This is a genomic window from Micromonospora sp. AP08 (assembly GCF_008085935.1).
Taxonomy (GTDB): domain Bacteria; phylum Actinomycetota; class Actinomycetes; order Mycobacteriales; family Micromonosporaceae; genus Micromonospora; species Micromonospora chersina.
In genome coordinates this window covers 26,560-50,534 of record NZ_VSEZ01000009.1, presented here as the reverse complement: position 1 = coordinate 50,534, position 23,975 = coordinate 26,560, and the positions used below count along the sequence as shown (strand labels likewise).

Annotated in this window: 23 protein-coding genes and 3 tRNA genes; 15 read left to right on the top strand and 11 right to left on the bottom strand. The window is 70.4% G+C overall.

All coding sequences use genetic code 11. The annotated features are described in order from the left end of the window. The first annotated feature begins 169 nt into the window (after positions 1-169). Positions 170-877, top strand: coding sequence for a glycosyltransferase family 2 protein (locus tag FXF50_RS17030; RefSeq protein WP_091316602.1), 708 nt, complete (start codon positions 170-172; stop codon positions 875-877). Between the two features lie 68 nt (positions 878-945). On the opposite strand, the gene FXF50_RS17025 is transcribed toward FXF50_RS17030, so the two are convergent. Together FXF50_RS17025 and FXF50_RS17020 are read right to left on the bottom strand one after the other, a co-directional pair. After that, positions 946-1,839: a transketolase family protein gene (locus FXF50_RS17025; RefSeq protein WP_255510088.1), complete on the bottom strand. Its 894-nt coding sequence runs from the start codon at positions 1,837-1,839 to the stop codon at positions 946-948. A gap of 8 nt (positions 1,840-1,847) precedes the next feature. Next, a complete protein-coding gene (locus tag FXF50_RS17020; RefSeq protein WP_148428951.1) occupies positions 1,848-2,540 on the bottom strand; it encodes a transketolase in 693 nt (230 codons plus the stop codon). A 46-nt stretch (positions 2,541-2,586) separates the two neighbouring features. Between FXF50_RS17020 and soxR the strand changes: the two genes are divergently transcribed. Continuing rightward, positions 2,587-3,045: a redox-sensitive transcriptional activator SoxR gene (soxR, locus tag FXF50_RS17015; RefSeq protein ID WP_148428948.1), complete on the top strand. Its 459-nt coding sequence runs from the start codon at positions 2,587-2,589 to the stop codon at positions 3,043-3,045. Between the two features lie 4 nt (positions 3,046-3,049). On the opposite strand, the gene FXF50_RS17010 is transcribed toward soxR, so the two are convergent. Together FXF50_RS17010 and FXF50_RS17005 are read right to left on the bottom strand one after the other, a co-directional pair. Then, positions 3,050-4,024: an NAD(P)H-quinone oxidoreductase gene (locus FXF50_RS17010; RefSeq protein WP_148428946.1), complete on the bottom strand. Its 975-nt coding sequence runs from the start codon at positions 4,022-4,024 to the stop codon at positions 3,050-3,052. Between the two features lie 9 nt (positions 4,025-4,033). Beyond that, the gene (locus tag FXF50_RS17005; RefSeq protein WP_255510078.1) at positions 4,034-4,573 is read right to left on the bottom strand and encodes an AAA family ATPase; all 540 of its coding nucleotides are present in this window, start codon (positions 4,571-4,573) and stop codon (positions 4,034-4,036) included. Between the two features lie 96 nt (positions 4,574-4,669). Between FXF50_RS17005 and FXF50_RS17000 the strand changes: the two genes are divergently transcribed. After that, positions 4,670-4,756, top strand: a tRNA-Ser gene (locus FXF50_RS17000). A 19-nt stretch (positions 4,757-4,775) separates the two neighbouring features. Here FXF50_RS17000 and FXF50_RS16995 read toward each other — a convergent pair. Beyond that, complete coding sequence (locus FXF50_RS16995; RefSeq protein ID WP_148428944.1) at positions 4,776-5,129, bottom strand: DUF5615 family PIN-like protein; 354 nt, start codon at positions 5,127-5,129, stop codon at positions 4,776-4,778. Beyond that, on the bottom strand, positions 5,126-5,575 hold the full coding sequence (locus FXF50_RS16990; RefSeq protein ID WP_148428942.1) for a hypothetical protein: 450 nt from the start codon (positions 5,573-5,575) through the stop codon (positions 5,126-5,128). The genes FXF50_RS16995 and FXF50_RS16990 overlap by 4 nt, the downstream gene beginning before the upstream one ends. 126 nt (positions 5,576-5,701) lie before the next feature. On the opposite strand from FXF50_RS16990, the gene FXF50_RS16985 reads away from it, so the two are divergent. Then, positions 5,702-6,235, top strand: a complete 534-nt coding sequence (locus tag FXF50_RS16985; RefSeq protein ID WP_091316617.1) for a YbhB/YbcL family Raf kinase inhibitor-like protein — start codon at positions 5,702-5,704, stop codon at positions 6,233-6,235. 41 nt (positions 6,236-6,276) lie between these two features. On the opposite strand, the gene FXF50_RS16980 is transcribed toward FXF50_RS16985, so the two are convergent. After that, on the bottom strand, positions 6,277-6,987 hold the full coding sequence (locus tag FXF50_RS16980) for a bifunctional 2-polyprenyl-6-hydroxyphenol methylase/3-demethylubiquinol 3-O-methyltransferase UbiG (RefSeq protein ID WP_148428940.1): 711 nt from the start codon (positions 6,985-6,987) through the stop codon (positions 6,277-6,279). 210 nt (positions 6,988-7,197) lie between these two features. Here FXF50_RS16980 and FXF50_RS16975 point away from each other — a divergent pair, with 210 nt between their 5' ends. After that, positions 7,198-9,009: a hypothetical protein gene (locus FXF50_RS16975; RefSeq protein WP_187399705.1), complete on the top strand. Its 1,812-nt coding sequence runs from the start codon at positions 7,198-7,200 to the stop codon at positions 9,007-9,009. A gap of 15 nt (positions 9,010-9,024) precedes the next feature. Here FXF50_RS16975 and FXF50_RS16970 read toward each other — a convergent pair whose 3' ends face one another. Next, positions 9,025-9,807 (bottom strand): IucA/IucC family C-terminal-domain containing protein, encoded by a 783-nt coding sequence (locus FXF50_RS16970; RefSeq protein WP_148429321.1) that lies wholly within the window; start codon positions 9,805-9,807, stop codon positions 9,025-9,027. A gap of 322 nt (positions 9,808-10,129) precedes the next feature. Here FXF50_RS16970 and FXF50_RS16965 point away from each other — a divergent pair, with 322 nt between their 5' ends. After that, entirely contained in the window at positions 10,130-11,659 is a 1,530-nt protein-coding gene (locus FXF50_RS16965) for a peptide deformylase (RefSeq protein ID WP_148428936.1), read from the top strand. 118 nt (positions 11,660-11,777) lie between these two features. Here the strand turns inward: FXF50_RS16965 and FXF50_RS16960 are convergent, their stop codons facing one another. Then, positions 11,778-12,899 (bottom strand): globin domain-containing protein, encoded by a 1,122-nt coding sequence (locus FXF50_RS16960; protein ID WP_148428934.1) that lies wholly within the window; start codon positions 12,897-12,899, stop codon positions 11,778-11,780. Between the two features lie 144 nt (positions 12,900-13,043). Here FXF50_RS16960 and FXF50_RS16955 point away from each other — a divergent pair, with 144 nt between their 5' ends. Then, positions 13,044-13,817 carry a CPBP family intramembrane glutamic endopeptidase gene (locus tag FXF50_RS16955; protein WP_148428932.1) on the top strand — a complete coding sequence of 258 codons (774 nt, stop codon included), beginning with the start codon at positions 13,044-13,046 and terminating at the stop codon, positions 13,815-13,817. A gap of 94 nt (positions 13,818-13,911) precedes the next feature. Here FXF50_RS16955 and FXF50_RS29915 read toward each other — a convergent pair whose 3' ends face one another. Next, positions 13,912-14,517, bottom strand: a complete 606-nt coding sequence (locus FXF50_RS29915; protein ID WP_255510077.1) for a hypothetical protein — start codon at positions 14,515-14,517, stop codon at positions 13,912-13,914. 181 nt (positions 14,518-14,698) lie between these two features. On the opposite strand from FXF50_RS29915, the gene FXF50_RS29910 reads away from it, so the two are divergent. From FXF50_RS29910 to FXF50_RS16920, 7 genes are all read left to right on the top strand, one after another. Further along, positions 14,699-15,415 (top strand): hypothetical protein, encoded by a 717-nt coding sequence (locus FXF50_RS29910; RefSeq protein WP_255510076.1) that lies wholly within the window; start codon positions 14,699-14,701, stop codon positions 15,413-15,415. A 181-nt stretch (positions 15,416-15,596) separates the two neighbouring features. Next, positions 15,597-15,687: transfer RNA gene (locus tag FXF50_RS16945), tRNA-Ser, on the top strand. 35 nt (positions 15,688-15,722) lie between these two features. Beyond that, positions 15,723-15,795 (top strand) — tRNA-Arg (locus FXF50_RS16940). A 367-nt stretch (positions 15,796-16,162) separates the two neighbouring features. Beyond that, complete coding sequence (locus FXF50_RS16935; RefSeq protein WP_148428930.1) at positions 16,163-17,701, top strand: class I SAM-dependent DNA methyltransferase; 1,539 nt, start codon at positions 16,163-16,165, stop codon at positions 17,699-17,701. Then, positions 17,698-18,858, top strand: coding sequence for a restriction endonuclease subunit S (locus tag FXF50_RS16930; protein ID WP_148428928.1), 1,161 nt, complete (start codon positions 17,698-17,700; stop codon positions 18,856-18,858). Before FXF50_RS16935 ends, FXF50_RS16930 begins: the two co-directional genes overlap by 4 nt. A gap of 45 nt (positions 18,859-18,903) precedes the next feature. After that, on the top strand, positions 18,904-22,320 hold the full coding sequence (locus FXF50_RS16925; protein WP_148428926.1) for a DEAD/DEAH box helicase family protein: 3,417 nt from the start codon (positions 18,904-18,906) through the stop codon (positions 22,318-22,320). Between the two features lie 236 nt (positions 22,321-22,556). Beyond that, complete coding sequence (locus FXF50_RS16920; RefSeq protein WP_148428924.1) at positions 22,557-22,865, top strand: hypothetical protein; 309 nt, start codon at positions 22,557-22,559, stop codon at positions 22,863-22,865. Positions 22,866-23,163: 298 nt separating this feature from the next. Here FXF50_RS16920 and FXF50_RS16915 read toward each other — a convergent pair whose 3' ends face one another. Then, the gene (locus FXF50_RS16915; RefSeq protein ID WP_148428922.1) at positions 23,164-23,358 is read right to left on the bottom strand and encodes a hypothetical protein; all 195 of its coding nucleotides are present in this window, start codon (positions 23,356-23,358) and stop codon (positions 23,164-23,166) included. Positions 23,359-23,519: 161 nt separating this feature from the next. Here FXF50_RS16915 and FXF50_RS16910 point away from each other — a divergent pair, with 161 nt between their 5' ends. Then, entirely contained in the window at positions 23,520-23,825 is a 306-nt protein-coding gene (locus FXF50_RS16910) for a Scr1 family TA system antitoxin-like transcriptional regulator (protein WP_148428920.1), read from the top strand. Positions 23,826-23,975: the final 150 nt, after the last annotated feature.

Genomic DNA, 23,975 nt, shown 5'->3' with positions numbered 1-23,975 from the left:
GTCGCGCCGGCCCCGGCGCCTTTCCCAGTAGCTGCGGAAGCGCACTTCTCCGGCAGATCGGGCGGGCCGGTGCCGCGTGTCCGGCCAGGTCGGGGGCGGGCTGTGGTGACCCCGGCGACCTGCCGGGTTACGCTAGGCCCCGACTTGCCGTCGCCACCGTGGAGAACCCGTGAAGCTCTCGATCCTCATGCCGGTCTACAACGAGGAAGAACGCATTGCGGATGCCCTCAAGCAGGCCCTGGCGGTGGACTACCCCTGCGAGATCGAACTCGTCGTCGTGGACGACGGCAGCCGCGACGGCACCGGTGAGGTGCTGGGCCGGGTGGACGACGCCCGGCTGCGGGTGATCACCCACCAGCGCAACGCCGGCAAGGGCGCGGCCATCAAGACCGCCGTCGACAACGCCGAGGGTGAGTACATGGTCATCCTCGACGCCGACCTCGAGTACGACCCGCAGGACATCCCGCGGCTGCTCGAGCCGGTGCTCGACGGGCGGGCCACGGTGGTCTACGGCAACCGGACCTTCGGCAGCCACAGCTCCTACAGCTTCTGGTACGTGATGGGCAACAAGGGCGTGACCCTGGCCGCCAACGTGCTCTACAACTCCTACATCGGCGACCTGGAGACCTGCTTCAAGCTGATGCCGCTGGAGCTCTACCGCTCGCTCCAGGTGCGCTCGCGCGGGTTCGGCATGGAGGCCGAGGTCACCGGCAAGCTGCTCCGCCAGCGCATCCGCCCCTACGAGGTCCCGATCAGCTACCGCGCCCGGGGCCGCGAGGAGGGCAAGAAGATCACCTGGAAGGACGGCGTCGAGGCCATCTGGATCCTGGCCCGCGAGCGCGCCCGGCGTCGCCCGGTCGGTCCCGCCGCCCGCTGACGCCCCACCACGACACGGACCCCGCACCCCGGCCCAGGCCGGTGTCGCGGGGTCCGTCGTATCGCCGGTCAGGCGGCGGCCCGGGCCGGGGTGAGGAACGCGTCGACCGAGCGGCGCAGGCCGGCCGCGTCCAGGCCGTGCCAGCGGTCGTGGTCCTCGGGCGTGCCGTAGCGGCGCAGGTCCGACCGGCCCACCCCGAGGGCGAGCAGCCGGTGCGGCCGGTCCGCCAGCGCCGCGCCCACCACCCGGGCCGAGGTGCCCGCCAGGTACGGCTCGACCAGGATCACCTCGGTGCCGGCGAGCGCCCGCAGCCCGGCCGTGTCGAACGGGCGCGGCCGGTGGGTGTAGGCCACCGTGACCGGCCGGTCGGCCACCGCCGCGAGGGCCGCGTCCAGCACCGGCCCGACGGCCACCAGCAGCGGCGCGCCCGGCCCGGCGTCCCGCACCACCCGCAGCTCACCCGCCTCGGGGTACGCCCGCGCGTTGGCCTGCGTGGACAGCCGCAGGTACGCCGAGTCCCGCCCGCACACCAGGTCGCGCAGCAGCCCGGGCACCTCGTCCGGGTGGCCCGGCACGTGCACGGTCCAGTCGCGCAGGGTGTCGATCAGGGCCACGTCGGCCGGCGCGAGGTGGGTCCGGCCCGCCGCCGCCCGGTCGTACGACGCGCCGACGCTCACCAGCACCGCCCCGACCCCCTGGTGGTCGAGGTCCAGCTTGATCTGCTCGTACGCCCGCTCGACGAGGAACGGCGCGTAGCTGTGCACGATGGGCCGCTGGCCGGTCAGTGCCAGCCCGCCGGCCACGCCCACCATCAACTGCTCCCGGATGCCGACGTTGACCACCCGGCCCGGATACCGTGCGGCGGCCGGGGCGAATGCGGCCGCCGAGATGTCGGCCAGCACGACCGTGGTCCGGGGATCCGCCAGGACCTCCTCGGCGGCGGTCACGAAGGTTTCACGCATGTCCATGGTCACTCCCCGTCGGTGACGACCGCGACGACGACGTGCGGCCGGTGGTGGTCGTGCCCCGTCAGGGCGGTGTGCAGGGCCGCGTGGTCCCGGCCGTCGACGGTCGCGGCGGTCCACCCGTTCACGGTGAACCGGCTGGCCGCGCCGCCCGGCCACCCGTGGCTCGCCGAGCGGTTGTCCAGCACGATCGCGGTCAGGTTGCCGAGTCCGGTGGCGCCCGCGTACGCGATCGCCTCGTGGTTCGAGCCCTCGTCCAGTTCGGCGTCGCCCAGCAGCACGTACACCCGGGGGTCGGTGCGGCCCTGGGCCCGCAACCCCAGCGCGGTGCCCACGCCCAGGCCGAGCCCGTGGCCGAGCGACCCGGAACCGATCTCCACCCCGGGCACCAGCACCCGGTCCGGGTGGTCGCCGAGCCGGCTGTCCGGGCCGCCCTGGTCGTCCAGCCAGGTCACCGGGATGAAGCCCTTCGCGGCGAGCAGGGCGTAGTAGCCGGCGACCGCGTGCCCCTTGGAGAGCAGGAAGCGGTCCCGGTCCGGGTCGTCCACGGTCGCCGGGGTGATCCGGAGCACCCGGTCGTAGAGCACCTGGAGCACGTCCAGCGTCGAGTACACGTTGGCGCCGAACTCGCGGCCGGAGCGCACCCGGTCCAGCAGCGCCCCGAGCACCGCGGGGTCGGTGGCGGTCGTCGTCGTCATGCGGATAGCCTCGGAGTTGAAGCACACTTCAACTCAAGGCCCTGTGATGCACGAAGCAACATTGACCATCGGGCAGCTCTCCGAGCGCAGCGGGGTCGCACCCTCCGCGCTGCGCTACTACGAGCGGCTCGGGCTGATCCGCGCCGAGCGGACCGGCGGCAACCAGCGCCGGTACGCCCGCACCGAACTGCGCCGGGTGGCCTTCATCCGGATCTCCCAGCAGGTCGGCGTCTCGCTGGAGGAGATCCGGGAGGCGCTGGACTCGCTGCCGTCGGCGCGCACCCCCACACCGGACGACTGGGCCGCCCTGTCGAAGAGCTGGCGGGACCGGCTGGACGAGAAGATCCGGCTGCTCGGCAAGCTCCGCGACGACCTGGACGGCTGCATCGGCTGCGGCTGCCTCTCGTTGCAGCGCTGCACCCTCTACAACCCCGGCGACGCGCTCGCCACCGAGGGCCCCGGCGCCCGGCTCATGCTCCCCCGCGAGGGTTCCGGCGCGGCCTGACCGGTCAGCGGACCAGCAGCACCTTGCCCAGGTGGTCGCTGCTCTCCACCAGCCGGTGCGCGTCGGCGGCGTCGGCCATCTTCGCCCGCGCGTGCACCACCGGCCGGATCTTCCCCGACTCGACGAGCGGCCACACCTGCTCGCGGACGCCCCGGACGATCTCCGCCTTCTCGGCGACCGGGCGGGAACGCAGCGCCGTCGCGTGCACCGAGGCCCGCTTCGCCAGCAGCATCCCCAGGTCCAGCTCGCCCTTGCGGCCGCCCTGCATGCCGATCACCACGAGCCGCCCACCGGTGGCCAGCGCCGCCACGTTCCGCGGCAGGTACGCGGCACCCATGATGTCCAGGATCACGTCCGCGCCCCGGCCGTCGGTGACCCGGCGGACCTCCTCGACGAAGTCCTGCTCCCGGTAGTCGATGGCGTGCGCGGCGCCCAACTCGCGCAGCCGCTCGTGCTTCGTGGCCCGGGCGGTCACCACGACCGTCGCGCCGAGCGCCACACCGAGCTGGATGGCGAACGTGCCGATGCCGCTGCCACCGCCGTGCACCAGCAGCGTCTCGCCCTCGGCCAGGCGGGCCAACTGCACCACGTTCGAGAAGACCGTGCAGGCCACCTCGGGCAGCGCCGCCGCGTCGACCGGATCCACCCCCGCCGGCACCGGCAGCAGCTGGCCGGCCGGCACGGCGACCCGCTCCGCGTACCCGCCGCCGGCCAGCAGCGCGCAGACCTCGTCGCCGACCGCCCAACCGGTCACCCCCGGACCGAGCGCGGCCACCACCCCGGCACACTCCAGCCCCGGGTACGCGGGCGCGCCCGGCGGCGGCGGGTACTGCCCCTGCCGCTGGAGCAGGTCGGCCCGGTTCACGGCGCTGGCCCGCACCTCGACCACCACCTCGCCCGGGCCGGGCTCCGGGTCGGGCACCGCCGCCCAGACGAGCGCCTCGGGTCCACCGGGTTTCGGGATCGTGATCGCGTGCATGACCCAGTCTTACCCGATCCGACCGGCCGTCCACGCCCGGGCCAGGATCTCGTCCACCGTCTCCTCGGGCGTCTGCGCCGAGGTGTCCAGCCAGAGCCCGATCCGGGGCGTGCCGGCCCGGAACTCGGCGTCCAGGTCGGCGACCGGCCAGTCGTCGTACCCCCGCTTGAGCCGGTCCCGCTCGCGGGCGGCGACCACGTCGGCGCGGGGCGCGAGCACCACGACGGCGAGCGGCCGGTGCCGGATCCGGTCGACCACGGCCGGCAGCTCCGGACCGAGGACCACGTCCTGGAGCACCACGGTGAAGCCGGCGGCGGCGTAACGGTCCGCGGCCGACGCGGCGAGGTCGTAACGGAGCCGGAGCTGCCGCCACGCCTCGTCGCCGAACTCTGCGGTCATCTCGGCCCGCCCGCTGACGATCATGCGGCGGAACACGTCACCGCGCAGGTGCACGGCACGGGGCAGCCGCCGGGCCAGCAGCTCGGCCACAGTGGACTTGCCGGCCGCCATGATTCCGCTGATCAGCACCACCGCCGGGGCGTCCCACACGGGAGCATCCTGCCATCAGGGGTGGGACGGCGGCTCGCCCGTTCCGCCGTCCGTGGCAGACTAGGCACGGCCGCGCACCCCTCGGGGACGTGGCAGGGAGGGTTCGCCTAGTGGCCGATGGCGCTGGTCTTGAAAACCGGTAAGGCAGCGATGTCTTCGTGGGTTCGAATCCCACACCCTCCGCTTCTCACCGCCAGGCTGATCACCCCTCGGCGAGCCAGGTCACGCCGTCGGGCCCGGGCAACCGCTTCGCAGTCAGCATCGCGTCGAGCGCGGACGCCAGCCGGACCAGGCCGGCGCGGGTCCGGGGGAAGCGCCGTGCCGAGACGAACACGATTCCGGCATGTGGCGTCGACGGCGCGATCCGCGCGAAGTCGGCGACGTTCTCGGTGACGACGCACCGCTGGTGTCGGGCTGCCCAGGCCAGCACGTCCTCGTCCGAACGGGAGGAGAGGCCGACCTCCAGGTCCAGCGCGGCAAGCACGTCGTGGTCCCGTTCCCGCAGACGGCGGGCGAGCGCCGGTGGGTACATCTCGTCGAGTAGCAGACCGGTCATGCCGGGAGGCGCCCGAGCAGGCCCTGCTCCGCCTGCCAGAGTCGTTCCTCCCGCTCGGCGGCTTCGTGGTTCGCTCTGATGAGCAGGTCGATCTCCGCCGAGTAGGTGGCGTAGTAGCGGAGCGCGGTGGCGATCTGCTCGCGGCCCAGGCCGGTGACCTCCATCAGCTCCGCGGCCAGATCCTCACCCTCAAGGGCGGGCGACTCGGCGCGTACCGCGTGGAGGGCGCCGATCACCTCCCAGACGTCCGGACCGCCGTTCAGCGCGGCGCGGCGCCCGGCCGGCCCCGCTCGGAAGACCACCCCGGGATGCTCGTAGGTGCGGAGTGACTCGTCGACGAACATGTTCGCCACCGACGAGGACGAGGAACCGGGATGCTCGCGTACGTAGCGGTCCAGGCGGGCGAGCACGCCCTCGTCGAAGCGGACGGATCGCGGACTACCCATGACTACAGTGTAGTCGCCCGTCGCCGGCGCGCTGACCCGGACACGGGGCGCTTCGGGTTCGATCCGGGCCGCGGAGGGGGTATGAAGGGCGCAGGACATTCGCGTGCACCCGGAAGGACCGTTTCGATGAGCCTGGAACGACCGATCGCCCCGGACCCGTACGAACTGCTGCCGACGGTGCCGTCGTTTCACCTGACCAGTGACGACGTGCACAACGGCGAGCCGATGGACGCCCGGTACGCGCACGGCAGCACCGGTGGCGAGAACGTCTCACCGCACCTGGCCTGGTCGGGCTTCCCGGACGAGACCAAGAGCTTCGTGGTCACCTGCTTCGACCCGGACGCGCCGACCGGCAGCGGCTTCTGGCACTGGGTGCTGGTGGACGTGCCCACCTCGGTCACCGAGCTGCCCACGGGCGTCAAGGAGAGCGACCTGGGGGCCGCCTTCAGCATCCGCAACGACTACGGCGACACCGGCTACGGCGGCGCCGCCCCGCCGCCCGGCGACCGGCCGCACCGGTACGTCTTCGCGGTGCACGCCGTGGACGTGGAGCGGCTCGACGTGGGCAAGGGGGCCAGCCCGGCGTACGTCGGCTTCAACCTGGCGTTCCACACCCTGGCCCGGGCGGTGATCCGCCCGACGTACCAGGTCAAGGACTGACGCGACGGGGCCTCCGCGCGGGCGCGGAGGCCCCGTTCCGGTCAGCTCGGGACGCGGGCGACCGCGAAGACGGACTGGCCGAACGGCGGCCGGACCCGCTGCTCGGCGGCCTTGGTGGCCGGGAGGACCAGGGTGTCGTAGACCTTCACCATGGGGCCCTCCTTCGGCATCAGCCGGAAGACCTTGGTGGCCATGAAGTAGCCGATGAGGCCGAGCGCGTTCGCGTAGTGGATCTTCTCGACGGTGAGGCCGGCCTCGGTCATGGCGGCGGCCAGGGTCTTCTTCGTGTAGCGCCGGACGTGGCCGGTGGCGACGTCCGCCGGGCTCATCGCGAACTGGAACGCGGGCACGATGATGATCACGGCTCCGCCGGGGCGGACCAGGTCGCGCATGCTGCGCAGCGCGCTCACGTGGTCCTCGATGTGCTCCAGCACGTTGTACGACACGGCCGCGCTGTAGTCGCCGCGCTCGGAGTGCGGCAGCAGCATCTGCCGGACCTCGATGCCGGGGTGCTCGGCCAGCCGCTCCTTGAGCCGAACCAGGCGGTCCGGGTCCGCCTCGGTGGCGGTGATCCGGGGCAGGCGCTCGGACCACTCCAGGGCGTAGTCGCCCAGGCCGCTACCGATCTCGATGGGGTTGTCACCGAGGTAGGGCACGGCGAGCTCGACGAACCACCGGCGGTGGTTGACCGCCGTGGCGAGCCCCTCGAGCACCTCCGACTGAACGCGCTGATCCCCAGTGATATCTGCCATGCGTCGATTCCTCACGATATGACTGACCCGCGCCTGGACCGACAGAGTCAACCATCCGGAAGGACGGCGGGGGAATCGGGGCACCGGGGGTGGCCGAAATGCGGTCGGGGGTGGGCACGTGATCGGCGGTCGGCGAACCCGGCACATAGTACGCCAGTACCCAGAAACATGTCACGTCCCTGCCATACCCTGACTACGCTCTGAATTGCCATGACTACTCCTGAATCGGACGCCGCTCCGGTTGGTGCCGGCGATGACGGGCCCGACGAGGGCGGACGGCCGGTGCAGGACAGGCGGGTCGACGCGCTCGCCGTGCTCAGTTTCCTGCTGCTCGCCTTCTGGGTGACGGCCCGGATCTGGTGGGACCCGGCCAACGGCGTCCGGGACAACCGCACCGATCAGGCGCAGTTCGAGTGGATGATGGCGCACGGCGCGCGGGTGGTGACCGATTTTGCCTATCCGTTCACCTCGGACCGGATGAACGTGCCGGACGGCGTCAATTTGATGGCGAATACGTCCGTATTATCCATTTCATTACCAATGACGCCCGTCACCGTCCTGTTCGGGCCCCGCTGGTCATTCCTGCTCTTTCTCACCCTCGGAATGGCCGCCACGGGCGTGGCCTGGTATTTCGTCCTCTCCCGTGTGCTGATCGGATCCCGCGGGCCGGCCTGGCTGGGCGCCGCCTTCTGCGCTTTCGCGCCCGCCATGGTCTCGCACGCCAACGCTCATCCCAACATCGTCAGCCAGTTCGTGGTGCCGCTGCTCGTCTGGCGGACGCTGCGCCTGGCCGAGCCGGGCCGCTGGCTGCGCAACGGCGTGCTGCTGGGGCTGCTCATCGTCTGGCAGGCCTTTCTCAACCTGGAGATCCTGCTGATGACCGCGATCGGCCTCGGCGTCGTGGTGCTGGCGCTCGCCCTCGGCCGCCCCGAACTGCGTCCGGCCGCCCGGACCTTCGCCGCGGGGCTCGGGGTGGCCGCCGTGCTCTCCGGGGCGCTGCTGGCGTACCCGCTCTCCGTGCAGTTCTTCGGACCCGGGGCCTACCAGGGACTCTCCACGCTGATCCGGGGTTACCGCACCGACCTCGCCTCCTACGTCGCCTGGTCCCGGGAGTCCCTGGCCGGCGACGCGCGCGCCAGCGTCTGGCTGGCCAAGAACGCCACCGAGGAGAACGCCTTCTTCGGCTGGCCGCTCGCCGTGCTGGTGATAGCGCTGGTCTGGTGGCTGCGCCGCAACGCCGTGGTGCTCGGCCTGGCCGCCGTCGGCGCGGTGTTCGTGCTGTTCTCGCTCGGCCGTGAGATCCGCTTCGACGGGCGGGACACCGGCATCCCCGGCCCCTGGGCGGCGCTGGAGCACCTGCCGATCCTGCACTCGGTGGTGCCCACCCGGTGGTCCCTGGCGCTCACCCCGATCGTCGGAATTCTGCTCGCGCTCGGCGCCGAACACGTCCGGCGGCTGGCCCGGCGGCACCCGGCCGCCCGTGGGCGGATCCGGTTCGTCACCGCCACCGTGCTCACCATGGCGCTGCTGCCGCTCCTGCCCACCCCGCTGCCCGCGGTGCGCCTCGACCCGACCCCGGCCTTCGTCACCTCCGGCGCCTGGCGCCCGTACGTGGCCGGCGGGCACAGCATCGTGACGCTGCCGCTGCCTGACACCAACTACGCCGTCCCGCTGCGCTGGTCCGCCGAGACGCGGCTGGACATGCCGCTGGCCCGGGGCTACTTCCTCTATCCGGACACCCGGCCCGGCTCCGGCCGGGTCGCCCTCTTCACCGCCCCGCCCCGCCCCACCAGCACCTTCTTCACCACGATCCGGCAGACGGACGCCGTTCCGCCGATCACCCCGCAGGACCGGGTGGCCGCCGTCGACGACCTGCGGTACTGGCGGGCGGGCGCGGTGATCCTCGACCCCCGGGTGCGGCAGGCCGGATCACTGCACCGGGGGATGACCGAGCTGACCGGGATCAAGCCCACCTTCACCGGCGGCGTCTGGCTCTGGGACGTGCGGCCCCTGGTGGACTGAACGAACCCGGCCGGGTCAGGCCTGGCGGACGCAGCAACCCTGGCAGATCTTCGGCCGGGGCAGGGTGAAGGCCAGGCAGCAGGTGCGCCGCTGCACGGTCGGCTCGCCGGCCGGGCCCGGCACCAGTTCCACCAGGTCGCTCACGTCGAGCGCGTCGAGCAGTGTGCGGATGGTCGCGGTCGAGGAGCCGGGGAGCGCGTCCGAGGCCCGCAGGATGCCGTGCGCGATGCCGGAGGCGACCGAGCCGAGCAGCGTACGGGTGCCGATCCGCACCTCGCCCTGGATGGCCGCGATCAGCGGGGCGAAGTGGGCGTCGAGCAGGGAGGCGCGCAGCGCGTCGAGCAGCGCGGCCTCGTCGGCGACCACCCGGACCCCCGGCACGCCGGACAGCGCCAGCGGGTCGCCGGGCAGCACCGCGACCGTGGTCGAGCTGCGCAGGCCGAGGGTGAGCAGCTGGTGGTGGTCCTCGAAGTGGACCAGCACGTCGGCCGGGTCGAGCAGCGGCACCCGCCGGGCCGAGGCCCAGCCGAGCACCGCCGGCAACGCCGTCCAGTAGCTGTAGGACTTCCAGGCCAGCGCGGCGCAGGCGTGCGGGGGGCCGCCCCAGCGCCGGCCCGCCGCCCGCAGGAACTCGGGGAGCAGGGTGCCGTCGACCAGCCGGGTGGCCGGGGTCCAGTGGGGCGCGCCGTCGGTGACCAGCAGGCCGGGCGCGAGCCCAGGCAGGTCGTCGGTGCCGAACATGGCCCGCAGGGTCGCGGTGACGGGGGCGAACGGGGTGGCGACGTCGCACCCCGGCATCACCGCAGTCACCTGGCCGTCCCCTGTCTGGTCGCCCCACCGGCCGCCGTCTGTCGTCGACCCGGACTAAGGCTAGCCTAACCACAGCTTCCCTTCGAGGGGAAGTCGTCCCGAGGGCTCCGGGGAGAGGTCCCGGTCACTCCGTCGCCCGTCGCGTACTACCCGGCGACGTGGGCGGAAAACGCCGCCCAGCGGGGCGGCGGACCGCGCAAGCATCGACGGACGCCGTTGAATTGTCAAGGTGAGTGTCGAATACGAGGCAGTTTCCGTACACGTTCGGCCACCGAACGTGAAAATGGTCTTCCCGCGTACGAGGAAGCCGATGACGACCTCACCGATCGAGCGTGCCGCCGACTCGTTCGCGGCCGAACTCGCCCGGCACCGCACCGGCCGAGGGCTGTCCAAGAAGCAGTTGGCCACGCTGATGGGCTTCGACCCGTCGTACGTCAGCCACGTCGAGGGGCGCCGGCACCGGCCCACCGAGGACTTCGCCCGCCGCGCCGAGGCCGTGCTGGAGGCCAGCGGCGCGATCTGGCAGCGCTTCCGGGAGTACGACGAGCTGCGGCACGGCCGCCCCGGCGGGACGCACCGGGACCCACCCGTGCCCGGCCAGTGGCTGCCACCCGGCACCGGGCTGGTGGTCGAACGCGAGACGGCCACCCTCACCCACATCGACGACGGCTACCACTGCGCGATCCGGCGCGAGCTGTACAACGCCGGCACCGAGCCGGTCACCCGCTACCTGGTCCGGGTCGCCGTCGACCGCTACCCCAACGACCCGGGCCGCTCCAACCGGCACCACCGGGAGCACCCGCTCACCTTCGCCGAGCTGCAACTGGCGGCCTACCGGGACGACGGGGGCGCCCGGGAGCCCATGCACTGGCGGGCCAAGCACGACCGGGACGCGTTCAAGGAGATCTGGCTGCTCTTCGAGAACGACGAGGGGCGCTTCCCGCTCTACCCCGGCGACCGGGCCACCATCGAGTACGCCTACCGCGTCGGGCGGGACAAGTGGGGCCCCTGGTTCCAGCGCGCCGTACGCCTGCCCACCCGGCACCTCGCCGTCCGGCTCGACCTCCCCGCCGACCTGGACCCCAAGGTGTGGGGTGCGGAGACCTCCCTCTCCGCGGAGGAGGGGCCGCTGCGTACCCCGATCCAGCGCAGCGACGACGGCGGCCGGGCGATCTTCGACTGGGCGACCGACGACCCCCCGCTCAACGCCAGATACCGGATGCAGTGGCGCTTCCGCAGCCAGCCCCCCGACGTCGAACCCGAGGGCCCCGCCCCCGGCACCCGGGTCCGGGCCAGCGACCGGATGCGGGCGATCGGCATCCTCCAGCGCGGCGACGACCTGCTCCGGCAGCCCGCCCGCCAGTTCCACCTGCCGCGCGAGGAACAGCTCGCCCGGGACGTGGTCGACCGGCTCGCCGGCCTGCTGGTCCGCCTCGACGAGCTGCACCCGTTCAGCAAGGGCGTCGGCATCGCCGCGCCGCAACTCGGGCTCGGCTGGGCCGCCGCTCTCGTCCGCCCCGCCGACCGGCTCGCCGAACCGGTCGTCCTGCTCAACCCCCGGGTGGTCGACAGCGCCTCCGACACCGACGAGCAGTACGAGGGCTGCCTCTCCTTCTTCGACCACCGCGGCCTGGTGCCCCGGCCCCTGCGGATCGACGTCGAGCACGCCCTGTGGGACGGCAGCCGGGTCATCACGTCCTTCGAGTACGCGATGGCGCGGCTGGTCGCCCACGAGATCGACCACCTGGAGGGCCGCCTCTACGTCGACCGGATGGCCCCCGGCGTGCCGCTGGTGCCGGTCGAGGAGTACCGGGAGACCGGCAACCCCTGGCGCTACTGACGCCGGAACTCCGGTACGCGGGCCGGTTGCCGGCCCGGCCCGCGCACCGGCGAACGGGGAGCCGGGTCGCGTGCCCCAGGGGGCAGGGGCACGCGACCCGGCTCGGGGGGAGCAAGGTCTACAGGTTGCCGAAGGTGTCGTAACGGATGTTGGCCGGCGGCACGCCGTCGGCGGCCAGCACGCGCAGGGTCGCCCGGACCATCGCCGCCGAGCCGGAGACGTAGCAGTCGTGCGTGGTCCACGGGCCGTACCGGGTGACCACCTCGGAGATGTCGCCGAGTTCGCCGTCGAAGTCCGGGTCCTCGCTGCAGGCGGGCGTCACCGACAGCCACGGGTGGGCGGCCACCAACTGCTCCAGGCCGGGCAGCCCGTAGAGCTCTGTGGGCCGGCGGGCGCCGTAGAAGACGTGCACCCAGCGGGTCCGGTTGACCCGGGTCAGCTCCTCCACCAGCGCCTTGATCGGGGCCAGTCCCACCCCGCCCGCCACGCAGAGGATGTCGCGGGTCGAGGCGCGGTCCAGGGTCATCGAACCCATCGGCGCGGCCACCCGCAGCAGGTCGCCCGGCCTGGTCCGGCGGACCAGCGCCCCGGAGACCCAGCCCGCCGCCCCGGCCGGCGTCCGCACGTGGAACTCCAGCACGTTCTCCTCGTTGGGGGCGTTCGCCACCGAGTACGTCCGCCACACCCGCGGGTGGTGCCGGGGCGCCTCGACGCTCACGTACTGGCCCGCCTGCCAGGTCATCGGATGCTGGAGGGCGCGCACGGTCAGCACGGCGGTGTCCGGGCCGTGCCGCTCGTGGGTGAGCACCTCGGCGTGCCAGAACGGCGGGTTCTCGTCCGCCGCCGCGCCGGCCAGCATCCGCGCGCTGATGCTGGCGTACGCCTCTCGCCACGCCTGGTCGTACTCCAGGTTCCAGCCGTCCCCGGCGGTGCTGCGCAGCGCGTCCAGCAGGGCGACGCCCATCGTCTCGTAGTGGCTCGCCTCGACGTGGAACTTCCGGTGGTCCCGGCCCAGCGCGCGCAGGTACTCGTCGAAGCTCTCCGGGTCGTCCACCGTCTGGGTGGCGGTGACGATCGCCTCCAGGATCCGGTCGCCCTGGCCGGTCATCTGCACCGGGAAGAGACCCCGCAGCGCCGGGTCGAGGAGGAACAGCCGGGCGTAGAAGTGACCGCTGAGCCCCTCCCGGTCCTCCTCGACAAGGGTCCAGCTCTCCTTCAGCAGCCGCGCGAAGTTCTCCACGAGGGCACGCTCCTTCTCCTGACGGGCGGATCGGCCCCCATAGAATCTCCACGGAGCGTGCGCACCGGTCGCACACAATGTGCGATCGGCTCACCTGGCCGCCGGGACGTGCCGACCGGCCCCGGAGTGCGGCACAGTGGTCCGGTGACGGTTGACGAGCTGACCCGCCCGGTCTCCCGCCGGACCCTGGGCACCGAGACGCTGCTCGTGCTCGGCCTCTCGCTCGGCCAGTCGGCCGTGTACGCCCTCGTCTCCCTGGTCGCCAAGCTGACCGCCACGGGCGGGCTGTCCAAGCAGACCGCCTCGCTGAACACCTCCGTGTCGGCCCGGCCCTACCTCGACCTGACGTACCAACTCCTCGGGATCGTCTTCGCGCTGCTGCCGGTGCTGCTCGCCGTACACCTGCTGGCGCGCGACCCCGGCGACCCGGCGCGGGCGCTCGGCGCCGACCTCACCCGCCCCGGGTCGGACCTGGCCCGGGGCGCGGGCCTGGCGGCGCTCATCGGCCTGCCCGGGCTGGCCCTGTTCTGGGCCGCGGCCCAGCTCGGCATCAACGCCACCCTGGTCCCGGCCGCCCTGCCGCACCTCTGGTGGGCGGTGCCCGTGCTGATCCTGGCCGCCGTGCAGAACGCCGTGCTGGAGGAGGTGATCGTGGTCGGCTACCTGTTCACCCGGCTGCGGCAACTCCAGTGGCGGCTCGGCGCGGTGCTCGCGGCGAGCGCCCTGCTGCGCGGCTCCTACCACCTCTACCAGGGGTTCGGCGCGTTCCTCGGCAACGCCGTGATGGGCGTGATCTTCGGGCTGTTCTACCTGCGCACCCGCCGGGTGGGGCCGCTCATCGTCGCGCACACCGTCCTCGACGTGGTCGCCTTCGTCGGCTACGCCCTCCTACCCAAGTCCTGGTTCGGCTGGCTCTGACCCGCCGAGCCCCCGCGATCTTGCACTTGGTGCCCCGACCAAAGGGACCAAAGGCACAGAACGCGGGCCCGAACTGCAAGATCGCGGCGCGGGCTCAGCGGCGGGGCGGGCGGTAGAGGGTGACCGCGCGGGCGGCCAGGCGCTCGGCGGAGGCTCTGTCGCCGGTCGCCGCGGCCAGCGCCGCCGCCCCCGGAAGCAGCCGTGCCGCCAGCCGCAGGCCCAGCCAGCCGACGGCCTGCGCCGCCAGCGGGGTGGCCAGCCGCCAGGCCGCCTCGGCCGCCCGCGACCAGGACCCCTCCGCCGGCGCCCCGGCCGAACGGGCCGCGTCCAGCGCGGCGCGGGCCGTGCCGCGGTCCGGGTGCACCTGGGTCAGCACCAGCAGCTCGGCCACCCGGTCCGGGTGCGCCGGATCCCGGCCGTAGACGGCGGCCAGGTGCAACACCAGGTTGGCCTGGGTCCAGAGCACCGCCGAGAGCTCCGCCACCGGCGCGAACAGCCCGGCGCCCGCCGCGAGCGCACCGCCCGTACCCGCCAGCCGGACGAAGCGCCGCGTCACCAGCCGGGCCAGCCCGTCGGCGTCCGCGTCCGGATAGGCGTCGCGGGTCCGCTGCACCCAGTCGGCGGCGCGCGGGCCGAGGGCGTCCACCGCGGCGAGGGCCAGCAGCTCCGGCGCGAAGCCCGGATGATCGAGTACGCGCACGGCGACCATCCGCCAGCCCGGCCCGGCCTCGCGGGCCTCCGCCTGCGGGATGACCTGGGCGGGCTCGACCGGAACGACGTTGCCTGGGGCGCCGGACGGCGTTGCGGCCGGCTGGGCTTCGGCCTGCGGGTCCCGCTGGCCGACCTGTTCCGCAGCGGGTTCGATCGGGGTCTGGGGGGCCGTGGGCTCCGACGGGATCTGTGCCGCGGACGACCGGCGAGAGGGTGTCCGCTTCGTCGGTGCGCCCTTCTTCACCGGGGCCTTGGTGCTCTTCCGCCCCTGCCCGGTCGGCGTCGATACGGCGGCTTCCGCCGCTGGGTCGGCAGGTTCCGCCGCCGGTTCGGATGCGGCTCTCCCGGACGCCTCGCTCTCCACGGGCGCAGCGATCTCGGGAACCTTCATCTCGGGCGGCTTGATGTCGGCTGCCGCCGGGGCCGCGAGCGTCGTGATCTCGGGCACCGCCGGCGCAGCGGGCGCGGCCGTGGACTTCCGCGCCGCGGAGGTGTTCTTCTTCGGCGAGGTGGCCTTCTTCGCCGGTGTGGTCTTCTTCGCGGCCGGCGCGCGGCGGGGTCGCTTCGGGGCCTCCTCAAGCACCGGCTCGTCGATCACCGGCTCAGCGGCGGAGGGGGCGGCCGGTGGCGGCGGGCCGGCCGGCGTACCCGGATCGGCGCCGGCCGTGACCTCGGCGGACGGCCGCGGGCGTGGGGCTGCCGGCACCTCGGCGGCGGGTGGCGTGGCCTGCGTGGGGTCGGGTGGCTGGAAGAGGACGGTCGGCGCGGCCTTGGCCCGCCGGGGGCGCGGCGGTGTGTCGCCCGTCACCTCGGCGCGAGCGGGCTCGGGCTCGGCCGCTGGCGGCGGGGTGAAGGTCGGCTTGGTGGAGCGGCTCCGCCGGGTCTGAGCGGCGGGCTCGCGACGGGGTGGATCGCTCGGCGGCTGCTCCTGCATATCGATGGAGCGTAGACCCGAGCGTGACGTGGCACACGATGAAAACGCAGGGGGCGGGCCCTTCCTCGGTAGTCGCTTTGCTCCGGGTGGGTACCGACCTGTATCCTCGGGCGCGGTGGTCTCCGGGCCACCAGGGAGACTTCGCCTAGTCTGGTCTATGGCGCCGCACTGCTAATGCGGTTGGGGTCTTAAAGCCCCTCCCGGGTTCGAATCCCGGAGTCTCCGCGCGAAAGCCGGTGTGTAGACTGGCCGAGCAGCAAGCGCCCGTAGCTCAATGGATAGAGCATCTGACTACGGATCAGAAGGTTAGGGGTTCGAGTCCCTTCGGGCGCACATAGTTTGACCTGCGAAAACGCCCCTTTGGCGATCGAAAACGATCGACCTCAGGGGCGTTTTTCGTGCCCCCCAGGGGGCACGGTACGCCGCCGATTCCGGTCGATCGTCACGGAGAGTTGACAGAGGCGACTTCTGGTGATGCTTGACCGCGTGCCGGTCGGCCAGGTGCGCCATTCCGCTGCGACACAGACACGCGCCCCGCACCGTCGAGCCGGAGGCGCGTTTCGACCGAACGCCCCCGGCCGCAACGCATGCTGCCGCACCGGCATGCGGAGTCTTCGCCCAACGCCCGATCCCGTCCGGCGCCCAAGCGGGACTAACCTAGGTCGACTTGGCGGTACGACGGGGTGGGGACCGAAGCTACGTGATCACCGGTGAATTGAAGAGCAAGATCGACCGCGTCTGGGATGCCTTCTGGTCGGGTGGGATCTCGAACCCGTTGGAGGTGATCGAGCAGATCACCTACCTGCTCTTCATCAAGCGGCTCGATGACCTGCACACGCTGGAGGAGAACAAGGCGAACCGGTTGGGCAAGCCGATGGAGCGCCGGATCTTCCCGGAGGGCTGCGACGACCAGGGGCGCAAGTATGACGACCTGCGCTGGTCGCACTTCAAGAGCGCCGCGCCGGCCGACATGTTCGAGATCGTCAGCGAGCGGGTGTTTCCGTTCCTGCGGACACTCGGCGGTGACGGGTCGACGTACTCGCACCACATGAAGGATGCCCGGTTTACCATCCCCAACCCGGCGCTGCTCGCCCGCGTGGTCGACATGCTCGACCACATACCGATGGAGGACCGGGACACCAAGGGCGACCTCTACGAGTACATGCTCAGCAAGATCGCCACGGCCGGGCACAACGGACAGTTCCGCACGTCGCGGCACATCATCCAGCTGATGGTCGAGATGATGGCGCCGACACCGACCGACGAGATCTGCGATCCAGCCTGCGGCACCGCGGGCTTCCTGGTCGAGGCTGGTGAGTACATCCGTCGCACGCATCCGAACGCGCTGTTCGACGCGGTGCAGCGGGAGCACTTCCACAAGAGCATGTTCCACGGCTTCGACTTCGACAGCACGATGCTGCGGATCGGCAGCATGAACATGCTCCTGCACGGCGTAGAGAGCCCAGACATCCGGTACCGCGACTCGCTAGCCGAGAACGTCAGCGGCGAGTCGGAAAAGTACTCGCTGATCCTGGCCAACCCGCCGTTCGCCGGGAGCCTCGACTACGAGAGCACCTCGAAGGACCTTCAGCGGATCGTCAAGACCAGGAAGACCGAGCTGCTGTTCCTTGCGCTGTTCCTGCGGCTGCTCAAGCCAGGCGGACGGGCGGCAGTGATCGTGCCGGAGGGCGTACTTTTCGGCGGGAGCAAGGCTCACAAGGAGCTACGCCGAATTCTAATCGAGGACCAGAAACTCGACGGTGTGGTCAAGCTGCCAAGCGGCACCTTCAAGCCCTACTCCGGCGTCTCCACGGCAATCCTGCTCTTCACGAAGACGAACAGCGGCGGTACGGACAACGTCTGGTTCTACGAGGTGACGGCCGACGGCTGGAGCCTCGACGACAAGCGGACCCCGCTGCTGCCGGCCGAGAAGCTCGGTCCGGTGCGGGATGTGGCGTTGGCCGAGGACGAGCGCTCCAGGAACAACCTGCCGGACGTGCTGGCGCGGTGGTTCAGGCGGGACGGTGACGAACTGCAGCGGGCGCGGACCGAGCAGAGCTTCTGCGTGCCCAGGGCCGACATCGTCGAACAGGGCTACGATCTCAGCCTCAACCGCTACAAAGAGGTCATCCACGAGGATGTCGTGCACCGTCCGCCGCTTGACATCCTGACGGACCTGGAACACCTGGAGTCCGAGATCCAGCAGGGCATGTCCGACCTGAAGGCGATGCTGTCGTGAGTGGCACGAACGCCAGACTGGGCGACCTCGTGACCTTCCTGTCGGGCTTCGCCTTCAAATCGCAGGCGTTTAACTCCGACGGCGATGGTCTACCGCTCGTCCGCATCCGGGATGTTGTCGCGGGGCGATCAAATACCTTCTACAGTGGCCCTTTCGACACCCGTTTCCTCGTCGAGGACGGCGATTACCTGATCGGCATGGACGGCGAGTTCAACCTGGCTCGCTGGCACGGCGGACGGGCCCTACTCAACCAACGAGTATGCAAGGTCGACAAGGTTTCGCCCGTGCTTGACAGGCATTACCTCGCCCGCTTCCTGCCCAAGGCCCTGAAGGCGATCGAGGACGAGACGCCCTTCGTCACGGTGAAGCACCTGTCGGTGAAAGACCTCAACCACGTCACCATTCCAGTGCCGCCCCTCGGTGAGCAGCGGAGGATCGCGGAGGTGCTGGATCGGGCGGACGATCTACGCGCCAAGCGCCGGGAAGCCCTTACCCACCTCGATGATCTCACCCAATCCATCTTCCTCGACATGTTCGGCAACCCAGCAGTCAACCCCATGGGATTGCCGCGCATGCCACTCGGCGAGCTGATCGTCCTCGGACCCCAGAATGGGCTCTACAAGCCGAGCAGTGAGTACGGGGAAGGAACACCGATCGTCCGGATCGACGCGTTTTACGGTGGGGTCATGACCGGTTTGGCGAAGCTGAAGCGACTGCGGACGGATCAGGCCGAGATCGAACGGTACGGGCTAACCGAGCGGGACATCCTGATCAACAGGGTGAACAGCTTGGAGTATCTGGGAAAGAGTGCCGTCGTCCCCCGGCTCGAAGAGCCGACGGTATTCGAGTCCAACATGGTGCGCCTGAGGCTCGACCCGAGCCGGGCGGAAGCGAACTACATGATCCATCTACTTCAGTCCGGACACATCAAGTCGCAGATACGGGCAGCCGCCAAGAACGCCGTCAACCAGTCCAGCATCAACCAGGCAGACGTCAAAGCACTCGACATTATTTTGCCGCCACTGGCTGCGCAACGGGAGTTTGTCCGACGAGCGGATGCGGTTCAGCAACACAGGCGAAGACTTCGAGCAGGCCTGGCGGAACTCGACGCACTGTTTGCGTCGCTGCAGGATCGGGCCTTCCGAGGGTTGCTCTGACGTGAGAAGATCGAGGGCTGTCGACTGTGGGGGGTTGGCGCTCGGATGAGCAACTTCGCGTTCCTGCGGGCTGAGTGGCCCGTGCTGTTTGGGGAGGCCCTGCGGGCCGAGCGGTTGGCCGTCGCCGACCCGCGGGCTTCATGCTTTTACGCCCGGCGGACGCTCGAACTCGCCCTTACCTGGCTTTTCGAGGCTGACAGCACGCTCACCAGGCCGTACAAGGACGACCTGTCGGCGATGATTCACGAGCCGTCGCTGCGGAACCTGGTGGGCAACAGCCTGCAGGCGAAGATGAACATCATCCGCAAGCAGGGCAACACGGCCGTTCACAAGAGCACGCCGGTGACGCCGAAGGAAGCGGTGCCGGTCGTCCGGGAACTGTTCCACGTCATGTACTGGATCGCCCGGCACTACACCCGCGACCAGGCCAAGGTCCCGGCGAGTGCCCTGGTCTTCAACCCGGACCTGATCCCCCGGCCGATCCCCTCGCAGGTCCGGCAGCAGAGCCAGGCCGAGCTGAAGGCGCTGGCCGACAAGCTCGCCGCCCAGGACGCGGCGCTGGCGGCCGAACGCGAGAAGTCGGCCACCCTCGACGCCGAGTTGGCGAAGCTGCGGGCCGAGATCGCCGCCGCGAAGGCCGCCAACGAGGCTCGCCCCGACGACCACGACTACGACGAGGCGCAGACGCGGGATCTCTACATCGACCTCATGCTGCGGGAGGCCGGCTGGCGGCTCGACCGCCCGGAGGACCGCGAGTTCGAGGTCACCGGCATGCCCAACACCACGAGCACCGGCTACGTCGACTACGTCCTGTGGGGTGACGACGGCAAGCCGCTCGCGGTGGTCGAAGCCAAGCGCACCCGCCGGGACGCCACCGTCGGCCAGCAGCAGGCCAAGCTGTACGCCGACTGCCTGGAGCAGCGGTACGGCCAGCGGCCGGTCATCTTCTACACCAACGGCTACGAGACCTGGCTCTGGGATGACACCGCCTACCCGCCGCGCCCGGTGCAGGGCTTCTACACGAAGGAGGAGCTCCAGCTCCTGGTCCAGCGCCGCGACACCCGCAAGCCGCTGGCGGACGTGCCGATCAAGCAGGAGATCGTCGAGCGGTACTACCAGCACCGGGCGATCCGGGCGATCGGTGAGGCGTTCGAGACGCAGCGGCAGCGCCAGGCGCTTGTTGTGATGGCCACCGGCGCCGGCAAGACCCGCACGGTGATCGCCTTGGTCGACCTGCTGATGCGCGCGAACTGGGTCAAGCGGGTGCTGTTCCTCGCCGACCGCAACGCGCTGGTAAGCCAGGCGGTCAATGCGTTCAAGGCGCACCTGCCGGACGCGGCGACGGTCAACCTGGTGACCGAGAAGAACACCGAGGGTCGGGTGTACGTCTCGACGTACCCGACGATGATGGGTCTGATCAACGAGACCGCGAGCGGCGAGCGTCGCTTTGGGCCCGGCTACTTCGACCTGGTCATCATCGACGAGGCGCACCGCTCGGTTTACCAGAAGTACCGGGCGATCTTTTCCTGGTTCGACAGCCTCCTGGTCGGGCTCACCGCGACGCCGCGCAACGAGATCGACCGCAACACCTACAGCCTGTTCAACCTTGAAGACGGCGTACCCACCGACCACTACGACCTCGACGACGCGGTCAACGAGGGGTTCCTCGTCCCGCCGCGGGCGGTCTCCGTACCGCTGAGGTTCCAGCGCGACGGCATCCGGTACGACGACCTCACCGAGGAGGAGAAGGACGCCTGGGACGCCCTCGACTGGGGTGACGACGGGCCGCCAGACAGCGTCGACCCTGACGCGGTCAACAAGTGGCTGTTCAACGCCGACACCGTGGACAAGGTGCTGGAGACGTTGATGACCCACGGCCATCACGTCGCGGGCGGCGACCGCATTGGCAAGACCATCATCTTCGCCAAGAACAACGCCCACGCCGACTTCATCCAGAAGCGGTTCGACCTCGCGTACCCGATGCACCGCGGCCACCTGGCCCGGGTCATCACCCACAAGACCGAGTACGCCCAGAGCCTCATCGACGACTTCTCCGAGAAGGAGAAGAACCCGCACATCGCGATCTCGGTGGACATGCTCGACACCGGCATCGACGTACCCGAGGTCGTCAATCTGGTCTTCTTCAAGATCGTGCGGTCGAAGTCGAAGTTCTGGCAGATGATCGGCCGCGGCACCCGGCTCTGCAACGACCTCTACGGCCCAGGGCAGGAAAAGCAGGACTTCTTCATCTTCGACTTCTGTCAGAACTTCGAGTTCTTCAACCACAACCTGAAGGCGGCGGAGGGCAAGCTGGGCGAGTCGCTGACCGAGCGGCTGTTCAAGGCCCGGCTCGAACTGATCTACCGCCTCGACCAGCGCCTCCCGGCCGATACCGGCGTCGAGGCGGAGACCGACGGAACGCAGAACGAGGCAGCGCTGCGCTGGGACCTCGCCCGCAACCTCCACCAGCGGGTGGAGAACATCCACCTCGACAACTTCGTCGTCCGTCCGAAGCGGCGCCTGGTGGAGTACTACGTCGACTTCGAGCACTGGCACCGGCTCACCCCGGAGGCCGTGGACGAGATCGGCGGCAACCTCGCCGGTCTGCCGACCGCCGTGAAGGACGAGGACGAGGCGGCCAAGCGGTTCGACCTGATGGTGCTGCGCCTGCAGCTCGGCCAGCTCGACGTGGAACCAGCCTACGACCGGCTGCGTCGCCAGGTGCAGGACATCGCCTCGACGCTGCTGGAGCAGACCAGCATCCCGGCGGTCCGCGAGCAGCAGCAGCTCCTCGACGAGGTGGCCGGCGACGAGTGGTGGCAGGACGTCACCCTGCCGATGCTGGAGCTGATGCGCCGGCGCCTGCGCGGGCTGGTCAAGTTGATCGAGCGGTCCAAGCGGGCCATCGTCTACACCGACTTCACCGACGAGCTGGGCGAGATCTCCGTCGTCACGCTGAACGACATCAAGATCGGCACCGACTTCGAGCGGTTCCGAGCGAAGGCGCGGGTGTACCTGCACGCCCATGAGGACCACCTGGCGTTGCAGAAGCTGCGCCGCAACAAGCAGCTCTCCCCGACCGACCTCGATGAGCTGGAACGGATGCTCGCGGCCAGCGGCGGCGGCACCGAGGACATCGACGAGGCCCGCCGCTCGGCCCACGGGCTCGGGCTGTTCATCCGCTCGCTGGTAGGCATGGACCGGGAAGCCGCAACGGAGGCGTTTGGCGAGTTCCTCGCCGGCCGCACCCTCACCGCGAACCAGATCAACTTCGTCAACCTGATCATCACCCACCTGACCCAGAACGGCGTCATGGAGCCCGCGCGGCTCTACGAATCCCCGTTCAGCGACATCGCCCCGCACGGGCCGGACTCGATCTTCCCGTCCGCCGACGTCGACCGCCTGATCACGATCCTCAACTCCGTCCGAGACACCGCCGCTCCCGCAGCCGAGGTGGCTTAGCCAGTCGAAGAGATGCCGCCGCTTACCTTGGCCGAGCGAGCTCTCGGAGGATCAACGTGGCCCGCAAGCGGGTGGTGTCGGCGCGATCCCGGTCCTGCTGGCGGCCTTTCGGCCGGCATCGGCCGGGTTGCCCGGCAACGCTGACGGCTGGCGGGGGTTTTGTTCTTCTCAGCGGTAGGCAGCTGCACAAGAATGAGACTGAGTGGGCCGGAAGTTGTTCGGAGGTGGCCATGAGCATGAGTGATGAAGAGGCGCTGCGGTTGGCGGACGAGCCGGTGACCGCCTGGACCAACGTCGAGGTGGTGTACGAGTCCCGCCCGGCGGTGTCTGTGTTCCCGGTGCGGCTCGGCCCCGCCGATGGCATGTGGGTGGCCAAGGAGGCCGACCGCCGCGGCGTCAACCCGTCGGAGATGATCGAGTCGCTGGTGAGTCAGGCGCGCCGAACGGCAGAAAGCTCGCCAACAGATCGAGGTGTGGGCGACGGACCTGGACCGCAGGAGCCGTGCCCCCCAGGGGGCACCTTGGGGGACGGAACTGCGGTCTAGCGTCACGTTCCGTCGACAATGCAACATAGTGAACCCGGGCAAAATGACATAAGTGCAGGTCAGGGGCACCGTTCCCTTCTGGCTACGGATCAGAAGGTTAGGGGTTCGAGTCCCTTCGGGCGCACAGCACAGGGAGAAGCCCCCGACCAGCCAGAACGGCAGGGTCGGGGGCTTTTTCATTTCCGTCCGGCACGCGTTCTGAGCGGCTGTGGGAGCCACGCTGGGAGCCACCGGCCGCCTCACTGCCCGAACAGTGCCCGGGACATGGCCTCCGCAGCCGAGCGGCGGGCGCCCTCCATCAAATGCCCGTACACATCCTTCGTGATCGCAATTGACGCCTGCACAGCGCCGAAAGCCGATGCGAGAAGTTGTCCTGATCCAGCGGAGTGCCGACCGCGCTCGGAAAGATCAGGCCGTGATCCTGCCATGCCTCGCCGGCCACCAGCCGTTCCTCAGCCTGCCGAGCGTGATGCCGGCGCAGCAGGTCGACCAACTGGGGCGTGAGGTACAGGGTTCACCGGGAGCGTCGCGTCTTGACTTCGCTGACCACCAGGCAGGTTCGCCGGCCAGCCGCCGGGTCGCGCTCCTTGATCCGCTTGACGCTGTGCGACACCAGCAGCGTGCCTGCCGTCCACCCGCCGCGTCCTGACCCAGATGGTCGAGCTGCACAACCTTGACATCGCTGATGTGGATGCCGCCGTAGCCACCCGGATGCAGCGCCAGCAGCTCCTCTACGACACCACCAAGCGGTTCGAATTCCCGCTCGCCACCACTCCGCAGAACTCCTTCCAGATGTACGACGACGTCGCCGTCGTGGAAACCTTCGTCGGCGAGACCACCTACCGCGACGACGAAGCCGCCACCTACACCAGGGCCATCGAACGACTCTGGGAGGAAGCCGTCACCGGAGAAGACGCCCGCCGACTGATCGTCCGTGCCGCCCAAGAGCTCCGGAGCTAGGCACGTCCGGCGGCACCGGACGGGGCACTGGCTACTGCGTGATGTTTGTCGATCCTGCGTTGAAGGCTGCCCTGCGCTACCTCCGCACCGTGCGGTCGCAGCGCCCCGCTGATGCTGCATGATCCATGCGCGTTCGCTGGTTGGCGGGAA

What these genes read in the sequence shown, in the direction of transcription:
- FXF50_RS17025 (WP_255510088.1), bottom strand. Translation starts at nt 1,839, where the DNA reads ATGCGTGAAACCTTCGTGACCGCCGCCGAGGAGGTCCTGGCGGATCCC.
- FXF50_RS17020 (WP_148428951.1), bottom strand. Translation starts at nt 2,540, where the DNA reads ATGACGACGACGACCGCCACCGACCCCGCGGTGCTCGGGGCGCTGCTG.
- soxR (WP_148428948.1), top strand. Translation starts at nt 2,587, where the DNA reads ATGCACGAAGCAACATTGACCATCGGGCAGCTCTCCGAGCGCAGCGGG.
- FXF50_RS17010 (WP_148428946.1), bottom strand. Translation starts at nt 4,024, where the DNA reads ATGCACGCGATCACGATCCCGAAACCCGGTGGACCCGAGGCGCTCGTC.
- FXF50_RS16995 (WP_148428944.1), bottom strand. Translation starts at nt 5,129, where the DNA reads ATGACCGGTCTGCTACTCGACGAGATGTACCCACCGGCGCTCGCCCGC.
- FXF50_RS16990 (WP_148428942.1), bottom strand. Translation starts at nt 5,575, where the DNA reads ATGGGTAGTCCGCGATCCGTCCGCTTCGACGAGGGCGTGCTCGCCCGC.
- FXF50_RS16985 (WP_091316617.1), top strand. Translation starts at nt 5,702, where the DNA reads ATGAGCCTGGAACGACCGATCGCCCCGGACCCGTACGAACTGCTGCCG.
- FXF50_RS16980 (WP_148428940.1), bottom strand. Translation starts at nt 6,987, where the DNA reads ATGGCAGATATCACTGGGGATCAGCGCGTTCAGTCGGAGGTGCTCGAG.
- FXF50_RS16975 (WP_187399705.1), top strand. Translation starts at nt 7,198, where the DNA reads ATGACTACTCCTGAATCGGACGCCGCTCCGGTTGGTGCCGGCGATGAC.
- FXF50_RS16970 (WP_148429321.1), bottom strand. Translation starts at nt 9,807, where the DNA reads ATGCCGGGGTGCGACGTCGCCACCCCGTTCGCCCCCGTCACCGCGACC.
- FXF50_RS16965 (WP_148428936.1), top strand. Translation starts at nt 10,130, where the DNA reads ATGACGACCTCACCGATCGAGCGTGCCGCCGACTCGTTCGCGGCCGAA.
- FXF50_RS16925 (WP_148428926.1), top strand. Translation starts at nt 18,904, where the DNA reads ATGAGCAACTTCGCGTTCCTGCGGGCTGAGTGGCCCGTGCTGTTTGGG.
- FXF50_RS16920 (WP_148428924.1), top strand. Translation starts at nt 22,557, where the DNA reads ATGAGTGATGAAGAGGCGCTGCGGTTGGCGGACGAGCCGGTGACCGCC.
- FXF50_RS16910 (WP_148428920.1), top strand. Translation starts at nt 23,520, where the DNA reads ATGGTCGAGCTGCACAACCTTGACATCGCTGATGTGGATGCCGCCGTA.